Origin of the sequence: Bacillus cereus group sp. Bce019 (genome assembly GCF_051781745.1) — a bacterium.
Classification (GTDB): domain Bacteria; phylum Bacillota; class Bacilli; order Bacillales; family Bacillaceae_G; genus Bacillus_A; species Bacillus_A cereus.
The window spans coordinates 56036-72228 of record NZ_JBPWJX010000009.1; the positions used below are offsets into that span (position 1 = coordinate 56036).

The following is a 16193-nucleotide window of genomic DNA, read 5'->3' on the forward strand; positions in this document are numbered from 1 at the left end:
AGAGTATGCAAACAAGCCATTCTTCTATTTTTTAGTAGTTTTATTAGAATGTCACAGGTAAGTATGGTTATGTTATACTCTAGTGAAATTAAAAAAATATTTTTGTTTATATCGGGGTGAAGATGATACATATGCAAAAAGATATTTTAAAACTATTAGATAAAAAGCAAAGTAACTATGAATTTCCTGCCTTTGATAATGAATATATGGATATTTCGCAAGTGAAATTCTCTCTTTTCTTTAAAGATACTAAGGATTGGTTAATGGTGTTTCAACTTGTTGGTGTAGGTTCATTAGGTGTATGTAATGATATTCAAGTATATGGAGATAGAATTACTCATTCAATGGGTGATGATTGCATTTTACAATTAAATGATGGCAATTATGAGTTATTTGATGATGAAGGTGAATTTATGCCGAATATTTATAACGGCAGTTTAAAAATTCGTGAGCATCATTTTGAATATGAATTTACAGAAGAGGATTATATAAATAATGGAATAGAAGTACAAACGACAGATCATTATCCAACATACTTTATGCGTATGCTTGCTACTAATGAAGAAGTTAGAACATTATTATGGTGGAGTAAAGAAGAGATTTTAGAAGAGTTCGGTTTAGAAGGTAATTGGGAACTAGCGTATGAAACGGAAGAATGGAAACATGTTGAAGACGAAAAAGTAAGTGAAAATGAATTCTTCCAATCAGTAGCCTCTGCAATAGAGAAGAAAGATCCAAGTGTTATTGTAAATGAAAATGCTAATACGCATTGGAGAAATTGGGTAGAGTTTGATTGTGACTGAAAAGGATAGGAGAAAGAATAACAAATGAAAAGAAGGAGAAAATCCGGAGAAAAAGTACAAATGCATCGTTTTGCACTACCTCTATGCTACGGAAGTGAAGCGCCATATTATTATTACGAGGTAGCGCCCCATGAAAGAGAGGGACGCTTCCATTTAACATCGGATCTTTGTGTAATGGATGATGAACATTATTTTATTAGAGGATGTTTAGAGCTTCCTATCATTGATTACCACGAAAATTTCATATGGACTGTTTGGGTATCACTTAGTAAAGAAAGTTATGATGAAGTATTAGAAAAGTGGGATGAGAGAGGCCGAGAAAATAGTGATCCTTATTTTGGTTGGTTATCTGTAGAAATACCATTTTATCCAGAAACATTAAATTTAAAAACAAATGTACATATAAGAGAAGTTGGAACGGCACCGTATGTTGAATTAGAGCCAACCGAGCATCCTTTAGCGATCGAACAAAGAAATGGAATTACTTTAGAGAGAGTTAAAGAAATAGAAGAAATGATTCAACGACATAACTAGATTAGAAGAGAAAAAAACGAGTGCTAGCACTCGTTTTTTTCTTTACACAACCGCAGGATTATAAATCATCGTAAAGTGTCCTGGTAATAATTCAATGTGACAAGGTGTGTGAAGCGAACTTTCTCCATCTGTATCTACTTCTTTTTCTTCTTTCGTTTCAATATGAATGGATTTCGCTTTTACGTGGAAGATGTCATTTTCATTTGAATCCTCGAATAGTTTCTTTCCGATGTAATCTTTAAATGCTTGAATACCTGTTGATTTGACTACGAAAATATCAAGTGTTCCGTCATCACATTTTACGTTTGGAATAAAGGATGGAATACCACCAAGATATTCACCATTTCCAACCATGACAAGGACAGCTTCGTCTTCATATACTTGTCCGTCATAAGTAATTTTTACTGGGAATGTTTCAGCATTTTTTACAGTTCGAATTGTACTTAAATAGTAACCGATTTTACCAAGCTTTGCTTTTTCATCTGCATCGATATTGTTTGATACTTCAGATACGAGACCAATCCCCCAGAAGTTTAAGAAATGTTGTCCATTTGCTTTTGCAACGTCAACTGGTTTTATATGTTCTTTTGTAATAAGTTTTGCCGCTTCTGCAATGTTTTGCGGAACACCAAGTGTGCGAGAGAAGTCGTTGCAAGTTCCGCCTGGAATGATTGCAAGTGTAGGTCTAGTTTCGAGAGGTGCTAAGCCATTTGTGCATTCAAATACTGTTCCATCACCACCAAAGACGATAATTAAATCTACTTTACTAGCAAACTCTTGGCAATATTTTGTTGCATCACCTTGTTTTTTCGTATGAAGGATATGTAGATCAGGAAAAGCTGCGGCAAGAGGTGGTACGATTTTCGTTAAATTTGTATGTAAGTCACCTTGACCAGCTTTCGGATTTACGATGAGGAGTACTTTTTCAAATTTTGTCTTTGTCATATTTCATCTCTCCCTGTAGTTTGTAAATGGAAAGAAAGGAGCTGTTCCCATGTATTTTAGAACAGCTTCTCCCTATTAATTGGGTGCTAAGATTGTCAGTTATTGTCGGTAAGTCGATATATTTAAAAAATCGCCGATATAATTTGAGTTACGGTCGATATATTTTGAAAATCGCCGATATACATTTTATGTACTATCGATTTTTTAAGTTATATGATTATTCCGTTACAACTGAAGCAATGAATGGTAAGTTACGATATTTTTCCGCACAGTCGATACCGTATCCAACGATGAATTCGTCTGGAATTTGGAAGCCAACATATTCAGCTGTTAAGTCTACTTTACGACGTTCTGGCTTATCAAGTAATGTACAGAACTTGAGTGCCTTTGGTTTATGCATAAAGAAGTGGTCTTTTAGGAAATGAAGTGTTAAACCAGAATCGATAATATCTTCTACAACAATTACGTTTTTCCCAGTAATGTTTACGTCGATATCTTTTAGTAGTTTCACTTTTCCTGTTGTTTCTGTTTGATTTCCGTAGCTAGATGCAGAAATAAAGTCGATTGTTACATCGTTTTTAATGTGACGAATTAAATCAGCAGCGAATACGAAAGATCCTTTTAATACAGCAATGACTACGATTTCTTCTCCTTCAAAGTCACGTTCGATTTGAAGTGCTAATTCTTTCACTTTTGCTTGTAATTGTTCTTCAGAAATTAAAGTGTCTTTTATTTCAATATTCATTGTAATCCTCCTACAGTGTAAAACTTATGAACATTTCGACTGTAAAGGATAGAATAGAAAAAGTCAAAGGAGATAGTAATTTTTTACAAAGATAACGACAAAATCATCTGATGATATGATATACTAAGTATATTAAGAAAACGCTTCCACAAAGGGTGAATATGATGAAGAAGAAACAGTACACAAGTGTAACATTTATAAAAGCATTACTTTTAACAATTGTTCTTGGCCTGTTGGCTTACGTAATTGATGTACCTGCGATTCGTATTTCATTAATTGGAATGACTTTAGTGTTAGGCGCAATTTCGCACGGTATGATGTCGCAGCTAAAAGAAGCTGGACTTGATGATATGAGAGATCATATAGATAAAAAGTAAGAAACCTTCATTATATAGAGTGAAGGTTTTTTGTTTCTTACAAAAATGTAAGGTAGTTGTAAGGCAAATCGATAGTTGCATAATAGCATTTTGGATAAACTATGGGTGTAAGGTAAAAGGCAAGCATATTTTAGGTAAATTAAGTTTTAGGCACTCTATATGTGAAAAAGGAGTAGGAGGGCATGGAGAAACGTTGGACGACCTTTTCTTTTTTAGCGACTAGTAACACCGTAATGCTAGATGGAAAAATGGATTTTTTGCACTTGTTTGATCGTGAAGATGATCATTCTTCTTCTAAATTTACAATGAAATGGAATAAATGGAGCGAGAGTTGTAGGTTTGAAGAAGAGGCCCCTAACGAAGAGCAAAAGATTATTTTAACAAACCCTATTAAAGCGTGGGTTGTTCAACGTCGTAAGTGTAACGTCAAAAATCACTTCAAGAAAACTGAGCCGAGACAATTAGTTATCGCTCCAGCCCGTTCTACTTCCAAATCACGCGAAAGTAACATGTAAATAATTGAGACACACACCCGAAAAAAACATCGTACATATTGCGATGTTTTTTTCTTTTTCTACAATGAAATCTTTAAATGAAATATATTTCATCTGCATCTTATATTTATATCTCTTGCTTATTCTAGTAATACATCCGGTGCGAGTTGATGTGAATAAAATATAAGGAGAGAATTAAGATGAAAAAGAGACTATTACCAATTTGTGCAATGGCACTTTTAACAGTAGGATATTCTTCAGTAGCGAGTGCAGATACTGGAACAGTAACAAAGGAAGAAGCGCAAGTGCAACAAGATAAAGCTAAAAAAGAAGAAGCAATTAAGGAACAGCAAAAAAGTGAAGTAGAGAAAAAGCAAGCGGCACAAGTACAAGAAAAAAATGATATGGCTAAAAAAGAAGAAGCAATAAAAGCTGAGAAAAAAAGTGAAGAAGAGAAAAAGAGAATAGCGCAAGAACAGTTAAAAAACGATATGGCCAAAAAAGAAGCAACGATAAAAGCCGAGCAAAAGAATGAAGTAGCTAAAAAAGAAGTAGCAAAGCCAGTTATACAAGGTGAAAAATTACCAAATACAGCATCAAATAATGTAGCAATGATGGGATTAAGTGCATGTCTTGTAGCGGTCGGTACATTATTTGGTTTGAATCGTCGCAATAAGATTAAAGCGTAAATAAAATATTTTCCTATAAAGAATGGGATAATTTCATATATTAAAAATGGTAGGTTACTCCTACCATTTTTGGCATGGAGGAATGAAGAATGAAGTTACTCAATTATATCGGTATCATATTGATGGCTATAGGGCTATTCATGGGATCCTATTACGCTGTGGAATGGTATAAAGGAAGAAGCTCTGCCGGGCCATTAACTGCAGAAGAAATAAAGAGTCTTAAAAATATACAAGATACTCAACTTTCTCGTGAAACACCTGTAACTTCTCAAGTGCCTTCTTCTCAAACAGAACATAAAGAAGGAGAAAAGGTAGCGATGTTAAACATACCAAAAATAAAGAAGAAGTTTTCTATATATTGGGGAGCGGATGATACGACTTTGAAAAAAGGAGTGGGTATGTTCGTTAGTGATTTAACGACAACTCCATCTGGAGGGGGACATACTGTACTGAGTGGACATCGAGATACTGTATTTACAGATTTAGGAGAGTTGAAAGAAAAGGATACCCTTGTTTTAGAGTATGATAATAAAAGGTACACATATGAAATTCAAAAGACATGGATTACTCATGCGGATGATCGTACTGTTATTATAAAAAAAGAAGAACCGATATTAACACTGACAACTTGTTACCCATTTAATTATATAGGGAATGCACCAGATAGATATATTATCGAGGCGAAGTTAACTGACAGTCATTCAAAGTGAAATTATAGTTTCTGAAAGCGGGAGGGGGATATATAAATTATGTCAAAAAATATTTTAATTGTTGAAGATGAAGACATATTACGTGAAATATTAAAAGATTATTTTTTAAGTGAGCAATATGTAGTGTTTGAAGCGAGGGACGGGAAAGAGGCTTTAGTTGTATTTGAAGAAGAAGAGGTTGATTTAGTTATTTTAGATATTATGTTGCCGGAACTCGATGGATGGTCTGTCTGCCGAAGAATTCGAAAGACGTCCGAGGTGCCTATTATTATGCTGACGGCGCGCGTAGATGAAGACGATACGTTACTTGGTTTTGAACTTGGGGCAGATGACTATGTGACGAAGCCGTATAGTCCGCCCATTTTATTAGCAAGAGCGAAAAGGTTGTTAGAAAGCAGAAAAGTGACAAAGCAACTTTTAGAGAATGAAGATGATACATTATCCATCCACGGTATTCACGTTCATTTTCCGTCTCGCACTGTTACGGTAGATAGAACTGATATTAATTTAACGCATACAGAATTTGAAATATTAGCGTATTTCATGAAAAATCAAGGAATCGTTTTAACGCGAGAGCAACTCATTTCAAGAATTTGGGGATATGAATTTGCTGGCGATGATCGAACGGTGAATAGCCATATTCGTAATTTAAGAAATAAATTAGGAGAGAAAGCAAAGTATATTACAACTGTAGTACGAACTGGTTATAAATTTGAGGGGAATATATGAGAAAAGGGATTGTACTAAAATTATTTACTCTTACAGCAGCATTATGCATGTTGATTTTAGCGACGATATTTATTGGACAAACGATATTTTTTAAACAATATTATGCGAATCGAAAAGTGGAAGATATTAAAGTGAATTTAAATTCCTTTGAGAAGAATTATTTAAATTATGCAGGAAATGCAGAAGAAATTCAGAAACTAGAGCAAGACTTTTTAAGAGAAAATAATACGTGGATTACGACATTAGATAAGAACGGGAATTTAAAACATGCAGATGATTTTTATTTTGAAGTAACGATAGATCGTTGGCAACAAAAGAGGTTTGGACAACAACTATTCAAAATCCCCCTATACAATCTCGTCAATATAGAGGAGATTGATAATAAACCATCAGAGCAGTTTTTAGGGCAAGAAATTTATTTTTCTGGAGTGAGAAAAGAAGATAGTTTTATTCCAGTCTCTTTTTCTTTATCTAAGCAGAATTTAAGCGGATCTAATAAACCGTTAGAAAAAGCATTTAATGAAAAAATGAGTAAATTAGATGAGGAGAAAAAGAGAGCAGCTGGGGAACAAGCTAGTAAGGAAAAGAAGCCGGCTGTTCGGGAGCAAGCTGCTCAAGAACCAGATGTTTACATAGGAGGGCGTGTTACAAAAGTACAATTTCCAGATGTAAAAGGCTCCGTAAATCCAATTTATAAAAACACTTTATTTTTGGATAGTATAAAAGAATTTCAAACGGATGTATTATTAAAAGAGAGTAATAAAATAGAGTATTCAACAAAGACAATGGACTATGAAAAGAATGATATAAAATATAAATTATTAATTAAGCCGATAAAAGAAAAAGGCGGATCAGTAACATATATTTATGCGATGGCTTCTTTACAGCCCGTAGATGAGGCTGTACAAATGGTGCAAGATTATTATATCTATATCATTGTATTTGTAGTCGTTCTTATTTTTTTAGCTTCGTTCTATTACTCAAAACAAATTGCAAAGCCATTATTGAAAATAAATGATACAACGAAGAAAATAGCGCATTTAGACTTCACAGAAAAAATACCGATTACTTCAAAAGATGAAATTGGGGATTTATCGAAAAATATTAATGTACTATCAAATAAACTCCATTCGCATATTGGACAGTTAGAAGAAGATATTGAAAAGGAAAGAAAGTTAGAAAAGACGCGAAAAGAATTTATTTCTGGTGTTTCACATGAATTAAAAACACCGCTAAGTATTATGAAAAGCTGTATTTCTATTTTAAAAGACGGGGTAGCTGAGCATAAAAAAGAGTATTATTTTCAGGCGATGGAGAGAGAAGTAGACAAAATGGATACGTTAATTTTGGATATGCTTGAGTTAGCTAAATTTGAATCTGGTACATATAAAATGAAAAAAGATTCGTTTTATATTGATACAGTAATTGAAGGTATATGTGAACATCTATCTGTGGAAATAGAGAAAAAAGAACTTCATATTCATAAAAATATAAGTTCATTTGAAGTGATTGCAAATCAAGGCCGGATTGAACAAGTCATCGTGAACTTCATTACGAATGCTATACGATATACACCAAATAAAGAGGATATTATTATTTCTACAATAGATGAGAAGAATTGTATAAAAGTGTGCATTGAAAATAAAGGTACTCATATTGAAGAAGAGCAATTAGATAAAATTTGGGATCGTTTTTATCGCGTGGATACAGCTCGTCAGCGTTCACAAGGTGGGACGGGGCTTGGGCTTGCTATTTCAAAGAATATTTTAGAACTACATGATGCTGAATATGGGGCAGAAAATACAGAAGATGGTGTATTATTTTATTTCTATTTACCGAAAAAAGCGTAGACAATATGATCTATGCTTTTTTAATTTATTTTCATATTATCTTTACCTAATCTTTATTTTTAATCAGTATAATTTGTTTAGAATATGAGGTTATGTAAGGAGTCGATGAACCGTGCATAGCAATTGGCTAAGTATAATGGTATTTATTTTCTTTTGCGCATTTATTGTATTTTTAATTGATATTACGATATGAAAAAAGAGCGCTCATTAAGCGCCCTTTTTTTGTGTATTCATTTGATAAGCACTGATGCTTTTGAATAAGCGTGGTGAAGTGATAAATAAAAATATAAGTAAAACGGTACATAGAATATAGGAACCAATCATTGTACTACCGTTAAATATTAAAGAATATAGGAAAGCCGATTGGCCTTTTGGTGCATATTGTCCCCAGAAAATGATACCAGCGATAAAGTGACAGAAGTAACGAGCTAGACTACCGATAAAAGTAGCGACGATAATGTATCCAATTACTTTCTTTCCTTGGTTTGGTTTTGATGAAGGTTTGTCTTTACGGCTACCTAAATTTGATTGCTCTTCGCTATTATCATTGGAAGTTAAAAGTGCTTTTTGAATTGGACGATAGAATAAACCAGCAAATCCAATGAATGCAAAAGCAACAAAGTATTCAATTAGTACTTGAATTGGTGTGACGATAATGGCATCGCCTACGACAATTTGTAATAATCCCCAAATTAGGCCCCCTAAGAAAGCCATTTTGAAACCCCAGCGGTACGCGATAATAAAAATAGGAATCATAGCAAATGAAATGGAACCGCCTGTTGCTGATATTTTTATTGAAAGTGGTAAAATGTCGATGACCAAGGCGAAGGCTGCAAGAATAGCAGATTCGATCATCGCTTGTAAATTGGTGTTACGCATGTTGTCTCCCCCTAAATCCAAGTTGTACAAAAAAGAATAGATATCATAGGAGGATACGAAATACGTAAATAAAAATGAGGTATGTATTTCGGACGTTTGCACAATCCCTGCGTTAGCATTAACTAACAGGTTCGAAGGGTCGGAACGAAGTGTTCCCTCTCAGCGGCATGGCTCCCCCAGTGATAACGAGATTCTTTATTTGTTATTGTTTATTGTAAGCGAAATGGATGAGAATGGCAAACGAATCTATTATGACAATAATTGAAATAAAATTGTAGAGAAATGTTAATAAATATGAAGTCAAAGGGTATAGTACTCAAGAAATAGAGTGTGCTATAATTCTTTTGAAAATAATTATCATTCTCTTCTGAGGGGGAAGGTTATGAGCTTAGTAGATATTAAAATCGGTGAGAAAGTGTTAGTAAAAAGCGTTCAGTCGTTAGATCAATTATTAAAGAGAAGACTGGCTGCTTTTGGTCTTTCTGAAGGAAGCGTACTTCGTATGAAGCAGAAAGCGATGTTCAAAGGTCCTTGTACATTGGAGTGTCGTGGACAGTTAATTAGTATTCGTCATTGTGACGCGAAAATGATAAAGGTGGAATTAGCGTGAATAAGGTAGCTTTGCTAGGGAATCCGAATACAGGGAAAACATCATTGTTTAATGCACTTACTGGTTCTTATGAATATGTAGGAAACTGGAGCGGTGTAACAGTAGAAAAGAAGGTTGGTAAATTAAAAGATAGACAAGGAACATTAATTGATTTACCAGGTGTTTATGATTTAAATCCAGTTTCACGTGATGAAGGTGTTGTAACAAACTTTCTATTAACAGAAGAATTTAATCATATGTTAAATATCGTAGATTCCTCGCAGTTTGAAAGAAATATGCACTTAACGTTGCAGTTACTTGAATTTGGTAAGCCAGTCTCAATTGGTTTAAATATGGTTGATGTGGCGAAGCAAAGAGGAATTGTCATTGAGGTAAAACGTTTATCTGAATTATTAGGTGTAACAGTCGTTCCTGTCGTTGCAAGAAGTGGAAAAGGCTGTGAAGAACTGCTTATGACTCTTAAAGAAAATGACAAAAAAGAGAAAAAGCCATTCCTTATTTCATATGGTGTACAAATGGATGAAGGAATTGGAGAAGTAATTGCTCTTTTAGAGACAGTGAATTACGAGCATCCGAGATGGTTAGCACTTCAATTTTTAAGCAATAACGAAGTAGTAGAAAAAGAAATGAAAGCATTACCAATTTATAAGGAACTTGTAGCCATTCGATCTCGCTTAGAAGAAAAACTTGATTGTACGTTGGAAGAGCACATATACAAAACTCGTGAAGCGTATATTGAAAAGTTAAAAACAAATGTTATGAAGCATGAGAAAGAAGGGGAAATCCCTTTTTCAGAAAAAATTGATAGATTAATTACACATAAAATTTTAGGACTTCCAATCTTTTTAGCAGTTATGTTTTTTATTTTTCAGGTTACGTTTACGTGGATTGGGACACCGCTGTCAGATATGTTAGATGAGTTTTTTGCTGGACAGCTTACGGATTGGGTGACAGCTGGACTTACAAGTGTCGGGGCTTCTGATTTTATTCAAGCACTTGTTACAGAAGGTATTATTGCCGGTGTTGGTGCTGTATTAGTATTCGTTCCACAAATCTTTGCACTATTCTTTTTCATTTCATTATTAGAAGACTCAGGATATATGGCGCGAATTGCAGTTGTTATGGATAGAATTATGGAGTTCTTCGGTTTAAACGGAAAAGCGTTCATTCCGATGATCATCGGTTTTGGATGTAATGTTCCAGGTATTATGGCAGCGAGAACGATTGAACAAGAAAAAGAACGTTTACTTACAGTTCTTGTAACACCATTTATGTCTTGTTCGGCACGTTTACCTGTATACGCATTATTTGCGGGAGTATTCTTCCCTCATAGTCAGGCAACTGTTGTGTTTTCTTTATATGTTGCAGGTATTGTTCTTGCGTTATTAGTTACAAAGATTATGTCTCTTACCATTTTAAAAGCTGAAAAATCTATTTTCGTCATTGAATTACCGCCTTACCGCGTGCCACAAGCGAAAACGTTATGGCTAAGTACGTGGGAGAAAGGGAAAGGATTTGTTCGTAAAGCAGGTACATTCATCTTCGGTGGTTCTGTTGTCATTTGGCTATTAAATTATGCAGGTCCATCAGGATTTGGTGTTGATATGGGAGACAGTTTCTTAGCAATGATTGGTGGATTTATCGCACCACTATTTGCACCGCTCGGCTTTGGAACGTGGCAAGCTGCAGCATCCCTTTTAACAGGATTTTTAGCAAAAGAAGTTGTCGTTTCTACAATGGCAATTATTTATGCAGTTAAAGAAGATGTGCTTGGAAACGTAATGGGAGCACATTATACAGCATTATCAGCATATGCATTTATGTTCTTTATTTTATTATATGTTCCGTGTTTAGCGACAGTAGCCGTTATTAAACGTGAAACAGGATCAGCGAAATGGACGATTTTCTCAGTCGTTTATCCACTCGTAGTTGCTTATGTATTAACGCTCATTATATATCAAGTTGGATCCTTACTCGGATTCTAGAAGGAGATGTATTACGATGATGGTCAATATTATAATTGGAGCTATCATTTTTGGTTATGCAGCATACACGTTAGTTCATTTTGTAAAGAGAAGTAAAAAAGGAAAATGCGCGGCATGTTCTTTAAATAAGTCATGTCAGTCACAAACTTGTAGTCCGGATATGGAGCAAGTTGCTCATAAATAGAAGAAAGCTTTGCGAATGTCGCAAAGCTTTTTTTATTACTTCTTAATTTTTACAAGTTGTGATGATTCTACACCATTTTTTCCAGGGAATTCTTTACTTGGATCTTTATCGAATTTTAATACCCCAACAGATTTTTCATCGCCTTTTACATTTCCGTATGTTGCATCATCAACAACCGCGAACATGTCGGCATATGCACGGCCACTACCGATAATTGTGTTGCCTTCATATTTTAATTTTGCCCCATCAAGTGTAGCATTTTCTACTTTCTCTTTTGCGAATAATACACCTTGTTCTGTTGTTACAGCCGGTAATTTATCAAGTGGTTTCGTATCGTCTTTTTCATCAACTTTACTAAGTAACTCTTTCTTCACGAGTTCTTCACCAGTTTTCTTATCCATGACAAGAACTTTTTTACCTTCTAATGTTGTCATTTTCATTTTATAGAAGTCTTTTTCTTTCACTTCTTTTTTGTTTTTATCTGCAATTTGTGTTACTTGATCTTCTGTTCCGTACAGTACAAAGCCGTTCGCTTTTTCTCCTAATAAAGAACAACCTGATAATGCTCCGAATGAAATTGCTGCTGCTAATCCGATTCCTACTAATTTTTTCATGATGATTTCTCCTTTTATCTGTTTTATAGTAAATACATTTTTGTATTAGTTCTGAAATGATGAGAAGCTTGTTTGCTGCTTCTTGTATTAGTGTATAAGAAATATGGAAACGTAACTATCGAGTTAGCTTACAGTAACATTACACTTATGTAATTTAGTGAAAGTGCGCAAAAGTAAGTTAATTTCAAAGAGAAATAATGAGAATATATTAGAAATGCAATATTGTATCTAGAATGTCATATTATATTGGATGTATTTTGGAAATAACATGTAAGGACATCTTCATTTTGTTATAATAAGCACGTAGGCTGTAAAAATGACTATTCTTTACTGTTAAGGGAGATTTTTATTTTTCCCAGTAGTGAATTTAAAATATGAGGTATATCATAGGAGGAATTTGAATGTCTGTATTTAAACGATTACGAGATTTAACAATGTCAAATGTGTATTCATTAATTGAAAAAGCGGAAGATCCAGTTAAGATGACGGATCAATATTTACGTGATATGCAAGCGGATGTACAAGAAGCAGAGAAAAGTGTAGCGGCTCAAATCGCGCTTGAGAAGAAATTCAAAATATTATTTGAAGAGCAAGAAGCACTTGTGAAAAAACGTGAAGAGCAAGCTCATATGGCTGTTCAAGCTAATAACTTAGATCTTGCGCGTCGTGCTCTTGAAGAAAAACAAAATGCAGAGCAAAAGATGAATGAGTATAAAGCAAGCTATGAGCAAAACAAAGCTGCTGCTGACAATCTTCGCCTGAAGCTAGAAGAAATGCGTAAGCAATTAACAGAGCTGAAAAATAAACGTGAAACACTTGTAGCACGTGTAAATGCGGCGAAAGCACAAAAGAATATTAATCAGGCGATGTCTGGATTTGATTCAAACTCAGCGAAAGCTGGCTTAAGCCGTATGGAAGAGAAAGCTCTTCAATTAGAGGCTGAAGCGGAAGCAAGTGGTGAAGTTTATAAGAAAGAAAAATCATTAGATGATGAATTCGCAAGCTTAAACAAAAATTCTGCTGTTGACGATGAATTAGCTCGTATTATGAAGCAGTATGAGAAATAATATAGAATAAAGACAAATGAACCGACATGTCTAAACAAATTCATGTCGGTTTTCTATTACTTTTTAGAGGAGGTTTTGCAATGACATGGATGAATGTAGTTGCCATGCTTGTATGGACTGGAGCGAGTGCAGTACTTTTATTTGCAATTATGTGGGTTGATTCAATTTTTACAAAATACAATGACTTAAAAGAAATAAAAAATGGAAATACAGCTGTAACAACTCGTTTTATTATGAAATTATTTGCACAAGGGTACATTTTATCCCAATCAATAACGAAAGCAAATGATTTATGGCAAGCACTTCTTGCATCAGCAGTTTCTTTCGTTATTTTATTAGTGGTAGAAATGTTTATCGAATTCGTATTAAAGAAAATGTCTGGTCTTGATTTAGAAGAGGGTACGAAAGAAGGTAGCGTTGCACATGCGATGTTAGCCGGATCATTACATATTGTTGGTGCACTAATTTTAGGTGCGTGTTTATAAAGAGAAAAGGAGGGGTAGATTATGAGTTTATTTAAACGAATTAAAAATATAATGAAAAGCCCAGAGCCACCGAAGCCGGAAAAGAGTCTTTTAACGTTAGCTCCTGGCGATATGATTGAAGTTTCATTAGTTATGTATGAATTAATTGGGAAAACGAGTATGCATTCTCGTAAAGAAATTGTTTTAACACTACAAGACGGGAAAGATATTCGTTATTTAAAAATTGAAGACCGAGAAAATACGTATTACAAATTATATACTCCAATTGATGGTCGCTTAGATTCAATTGATGAAATTCCGACGACAATTGAAATGGATGATACCGAGTACCATATGGAAGAACAATATAATGGACGTGTTGTTGTGCTGGGAAAAACTCCATTCTCAGCTTCAGAAGAACAGTATATATGGGAATTCCAATCAGATAATCGAAAATTATTGCGTATTGAATGGCAAAATGGTCGCACAATGATGTATGAGGGAGAAGCAATCATTCCTGCTGATGTACAAATTATAAGAGCAACGTAAGGGGGCGTAATCATGTCAAACCGATTGTTTACCATGATTAAATCGTTTGTGATCCCTATACTTGCTATCGTTATATTACTTGTTGTTGCTGGTTATGCCTTATCAGGTTGTCAAGGCGGGCAGACAAAGTCGATTCAAGACCGTTATCCACTTGAATCTGTTGCCAAGGAAGGTAAACAAGAATCTTACGTGTATAGGGCCGCCAATCGGTCAGTTCCTGAAGTAGCGAAGGAACTCATTAACGAAAGAGAACCGAAGCAAGCATCTAAAGAAGACGAAAATCAAATGTTCCTCGTTTATTCTGATAAGATTTATAACCTGCAAAAGGATAAAGAGAAACCATCTGATACGTTAATTGAAATAAGTAATAAAGAATTTGTCCGTCAAAATTACCAACCGTCCTTCTTGCAAGGGTATATTATGGGAAGTATATTAAATGATATATTCGGTTCACGAAAATCATCGTACGGTGATTACCGCGGATATAATGATAGACAAAATCATAAACCAGTTATTCCAGAGAGACCGCCTACGAAAGAAGAAAAGAAAACCCCTCCTCCAATTACGAAGGAAGGAAAAGGGTCTATCATTAAGCGAGGCGATAATGTAGATTCGAAACCATCAGTAGGTGATAAGGGAAGTATTACTGAAAAAGGAAGTAATACGACGCCCCCACCTTCTACTGGAAGCAAGGGTAAAATTACAAAAACACCAGGCGGTTCAAGCGGATCAGATGTGAAGCCGAAATCATCTATTAAAACGCCGCCAAGAAATACATCTCCTCCAAAAACGAGGGTCGGTGGTTCAGGAAAGATTACGAAGAGAAGATAGTGTAGAGACCGAAAAGTGTAAATTGCTTTTTGGTCTTTTTTCTTGTTATAAGAACTAATTCCTTTCAGTTGGTGCGATTTAGGCATAAGGGGGGAGAGTAAAAATATATCAGCGATTATTAGAATATATCGACCACAACTCAAAATATATCAGCGGTTATTGAAATATATCGACTTACCGACAAAAACTGACAACGATAGCAACTTAATAATAAAAAGAGGGTGTGCCAAAATTTTGGCACACCCTCTTTTACATAACGATTAATGAATATCACGTTTCTTGAAATTACCGCCTTTTACTTCTGCTACGTCATAAACTGTAATAAAGGCGTGTGGATCGATTTCATTAATAAGTTCTTTCATTTTACTTTCTTCTAAACGGTTAATTACGCAAGAAATTTCTTTGAATTTCTCTCTTGAATAACCACCGTATACTTCGTTATATGTTGCACTTCGGCCTAAACGGTCGCGAATTGTTTCTACCATTAATTCAGGCTCTTTTGTAATGATTTTAAATGCTTTCGAACCACTTAAACCAACTTCAACGATATGAATCACTTTCGAAGCGATAAAGTAAGCAATTGCCGAAAGGATAGCTCCTTGAAGGCCGAATACTGTTGATACGAAAATAAATACGAACATGTTTAAGAATAAAATAAGGTCACTCGTTCCAAATGGTAACTTACGAGAAAGCAATACAGCTAGCATATCGATTCCATCTAATGCTCCGCCGTTACGTAATGCTAGTCCCATACCAAAACCGATGATAATACCACCAACAACTGTAACTAATAATGTATCGCCTTCAATAATAGCTGGTATTCCGTGCATGACAACGGTACCTATTGCTAATGAAGCAATCCCGATAATAGAATAAATAGCGAAGCTTTTACCAATTTGCTTATATCCTAACCAAACGAAAGGAATGTTAATGACTGCGATTAGAGCTCCTAATGGCAATCCAAATAATCTTGAACTAACGATACTTAAACCAGTTACACCACCGTCTGATACGTTATTTGGAATTAATACCGCTTCTAATCCATACGCTGTGATAAATGCCCCAATAATAATCATCAAAGCTTTTGAAGCAATTTTTAGCTTATTGGGCTTGTTTTTGATAATTTTCTCCATA

General features: G+C 34.7%; 20 protein-coding genes and 1 riboswitch. Of the genes, 15 read left to right on the forward strand and 5 right to left on the reverse strand.

Going from position 1 to position 16193, the window contains the following annotated elements:
* Positions 1–131: 131 nt before the first annotated feature.
* On the forward strand, positions 132–803 hold the full coding sequence (locus ACS2QP_RS14410; RefSeq protein WP_332283855.1) for a DUF7003 family protein: 672 nt from the start codon (positions 132–134) through the stop codon (positions 801–803).
* 24 nt (positions 804–827) lie between these two features.
* Complete coding sequence (locus ACS2QP_RS14415; protein ID WP_061457812.1) at positions 828–1337, forward strand: DUF2199 domain-containing protein; 510 nt, start codon at positions 828–830, stop codon at positions 1335–1337.
* A gap of 42 nt (positions 1338–1379) precedes the next feature.
* Here ACS2QP_RS14415 and ACS2QP_RS14420 read toward each other — a convergent pair whose 3' ends face one another.
* Together ACS2QP_RS14420 and hpt are read right to left on the reverse strand one after the other, a co-directional pair.
* Positions 1380–2282 carry a diacylglycerol/lipid kinase family protein gene (locus ACS2QP_RS14420; protein ID WP_000167897.1) on the reverse strand — a complete coding sequence of 301 codons (903 nt, stop codon included), beginning with the start codon at positions 2280–2282 and terminating at the stop codon, positions 1380–1382.
* A 217-nt stretch (positions 2283–2499) separates the two neighbouring features.
* Positions 2500–3027, reverse strand: coding sequence for a hypoxanthine phosphoribosyltransferase (gene hpt, locus ACS2QP_RS14425; protein ID WP_001019295.1), 528 nt, complete (start codon positions 3025–3027; stop codon positions 2500–2502).
* A gap of 161 nt (positions 3028–3188) precedes the next feature.
* Between hpt and ACS2QP_RS14430 the strand changes: the two genes are divergently transcribed.
* The 6 genes from ACS2QP_RS14430 (at position 3189) to ACS2QP_RS14455 (ending at position 7876) form a co-directional block, all read left to right on the forward strand.
* Positions 3189–3404 (forward strand): hypothetical protein, encoded by a 216-nt coding sequence (locus ACS2QP_RS14430; RefSeq protein ID WP_002001286.1) that lies wholly within the window; start codon positions 3189–3191, stop codon positions 3402–3404.
* Between the two features lie 182 nt (positions 3405–3586).
* On the forward strand, positions 3587–3919 hold the full coding sequence (locus ACS2QP_RS14435) for a hypothetical protein (protein WP_000415613.1): 333 nt from the start codon (positions 3587–3589) through the stop codon (positions 3917–3919).
* Between the two features lie 179 nt (positions 3920–4098).
* Positions 4099–4587, forward strand: coding sequence for an LPXTG cell wall anchor domain-containing protein (locus ACS2QP_RS14440; RefSeq protein WP_438882544.1), 489 nt, complete (start codon positions 4099–4101; stop codon positions 4585–4587).
* 89 nt (positions 4588–4676) lie between these two features.
* Entirely contained in the window at positions 4677–5297 is a 621-nt protein-coding gene (locus tag ACS2QP_RS14445) for a class D sortase (RefSeq protein WP_438882545.1), read from the forward strand.
* Between the two features lie 39 nt (positions 5298–5336).
* Entirely contained in the window at positions 5337–6026 is a 690-nt protein-coding gene (locus ACS2QP_RS14450) for a response regulator transcription factor (protein WP_000041856.1), read from the forward strand.
* The gene (locus tag ACS2QP_RS14455; RefSeq protein WP_438882546.1) at positions 6023–7876 is read left to right on the forward strand and encodes a sensor histidine kinase; all 1854 of its coding nucleotides are present in this window, start codon (positions 6023–6025) and stop codon (positions 7874–7876) included. The genes ACS2QP_RS14450 and ACS2QP_RS14455 overlap by 4 nt, the downstream gene beginning before the upstream one ends.
* A 207-nt stretch (positions 7877–8083) precedes the next feature.
* On the opposite strand, the gene ACS2QP_RS14460 is transcribed toward ACS2QP_RS14455, so the two are convergent.
* Positions 8084–8755, reverse strand: coding sequence for an energy-coupled thiamine transporter ThiT (locus tag ACS2QP_RS14460; protein ID WP_001246571.1), 672 nt, complete (start codon positions 8753–8755; stop codon positions 8084–8086).
* Between the two features lie 86 nt (positions 8756–8841).
* A riboswitch (TPP riboswitch) is annotated at positions 8842–8943 on the reverse strand.
* 194 nt (positions 8944–9137) lie between these two features.
* On the opposite strand from ACS2QP_RS14460, the gene ACS2QP_RS14465 reads away from it, so the two are divergent.
* Genes ACS2QP_RS14465 through ACS2QP_RS14475 form a run of 3 tightly spaced genes read left to right on the forward strand, consistent with a single transcriptional unit; the run spans position 9138 to position 11534 of the window.
* A complete protein-coding gene (locus ACS2QP_RS14465; protein WP_000060520.1) occupies positions 9138–9365 on the forward strand; it encodes a FeoA family protein in 228 nt (75 codons plus the stop codon).
* Entirely contained in the window at positions 9362–11350 is a 1989-nt protein-coding gene (feoB, locus tag ACS2QP_RS14470; protein WP_326264327.1) for a ferrous iron transport protein B, read from the forward strand. Before ACS2QP_RS14465 ends, feoB begins: the two co-directional genes overlap by 4 nt.
* 16 nt (positions 11351–11366) lie before the next feature.
* The gene (locus tag ACS2QP_RS14475) at positions 11367–11534 is read left to right on the forward strand and encodes a FeoB-associated Cys-rich membrane protein (protein ID WP_017674402.1); all 168 of its coding nucleotides are present in this window, start codon (positions 11367–11369) and stop codon (positions 11532–11534) included.
* 35 nt (positions 11535–11569) lie between these two features.
* Here ACS2QP_RS14475 and ACS2QP_RS14480 read toward each other — a convergent pair whose 3' ends face one another.
* Positions 11570–12148: a lipoprotein BA_5634 family protein gene (locus ACS2QP_RS14480; RefSeq protein WP_000737481.1), complete on the reverse strand. Its 579-nt coding sequence runs from the start codon at positions 12146–12148 to the stop codon at positions 11570–11572.
* A 401-nt stretch (positions 12149–12549) separates the two neighbouring features.
* Between ACS2QP_RS14480 and ACS2QP_RS14485 the strand changes: the two genes are divergently transcribed.
* The 4 genes from ACS2QP_RS14485 (at position 12550) to ACS2QP_RS14500 (ending at position 15059) form a co-directional block, all read left to right on the forward strand.
* Positions 12550–13215, forward strand: a complete 666-nt coding sequence (locus ACS2QP_RS14485) for a PspA/IM30 family protein (RefSeq protein ID WP_000110281.1) — start codon at positions 12550–12552, stop codon at positions 13213–13215.
* Between the two features lie 80 nt (positions 13216–13295).
* Positions 13296–13700 carry a DUF350 domain-containing protein gene (locus tag ACS2QP_RS14490; protein ID WP_000220087.1) on the forward strand — a complete coding sequence of 135 codons (405 nt, stop codon included), beginning with the start codon at positions 13296–13298 and terminating at the stop codon, positions 13698–13700.
* Between the two features lie 21 nt (positions 13701–13721).
* Positions 13722–14228, forward strand: a complete 507-nt coding sequence (locus ACS2QP_RS14495; RefSeq protein WP_332283864.1) for a DUF4178 domain-containing protein — start codon at positions 13722–13724, stop codon at positions 14226–14228.
* A 12-nt stretch (positions 14229–14240) separates the two neighbouring features.
* Positions 14241–15059 (forward strand): DUF4247 domain-containing protein, encoded by an 819-nt coding sequence (locus ACS2QP_RS14500; protein ID WP_000071190.1) that lies wholly within the window; start codon positions 14241–14243, stop codon positions 15057–15059.
* Positions 15060–15319: 260 nt separating this feature from the next.
* Here ACS2QP_RS14500 and ACS2QP_RS14505 read toward each other — a convergent pair whose 3' ends face one another.
* A complete protein-coding gene (locus ACS2QP_RS14505; RefSeq protein WP_000411240.1) occupies positions 15320–16192 on the reverse strand; it encodes a YitT family protein in 873 nt (290 codons plus the stop codon).
* Position 16193: the final 1 nt, after the last annotated feature.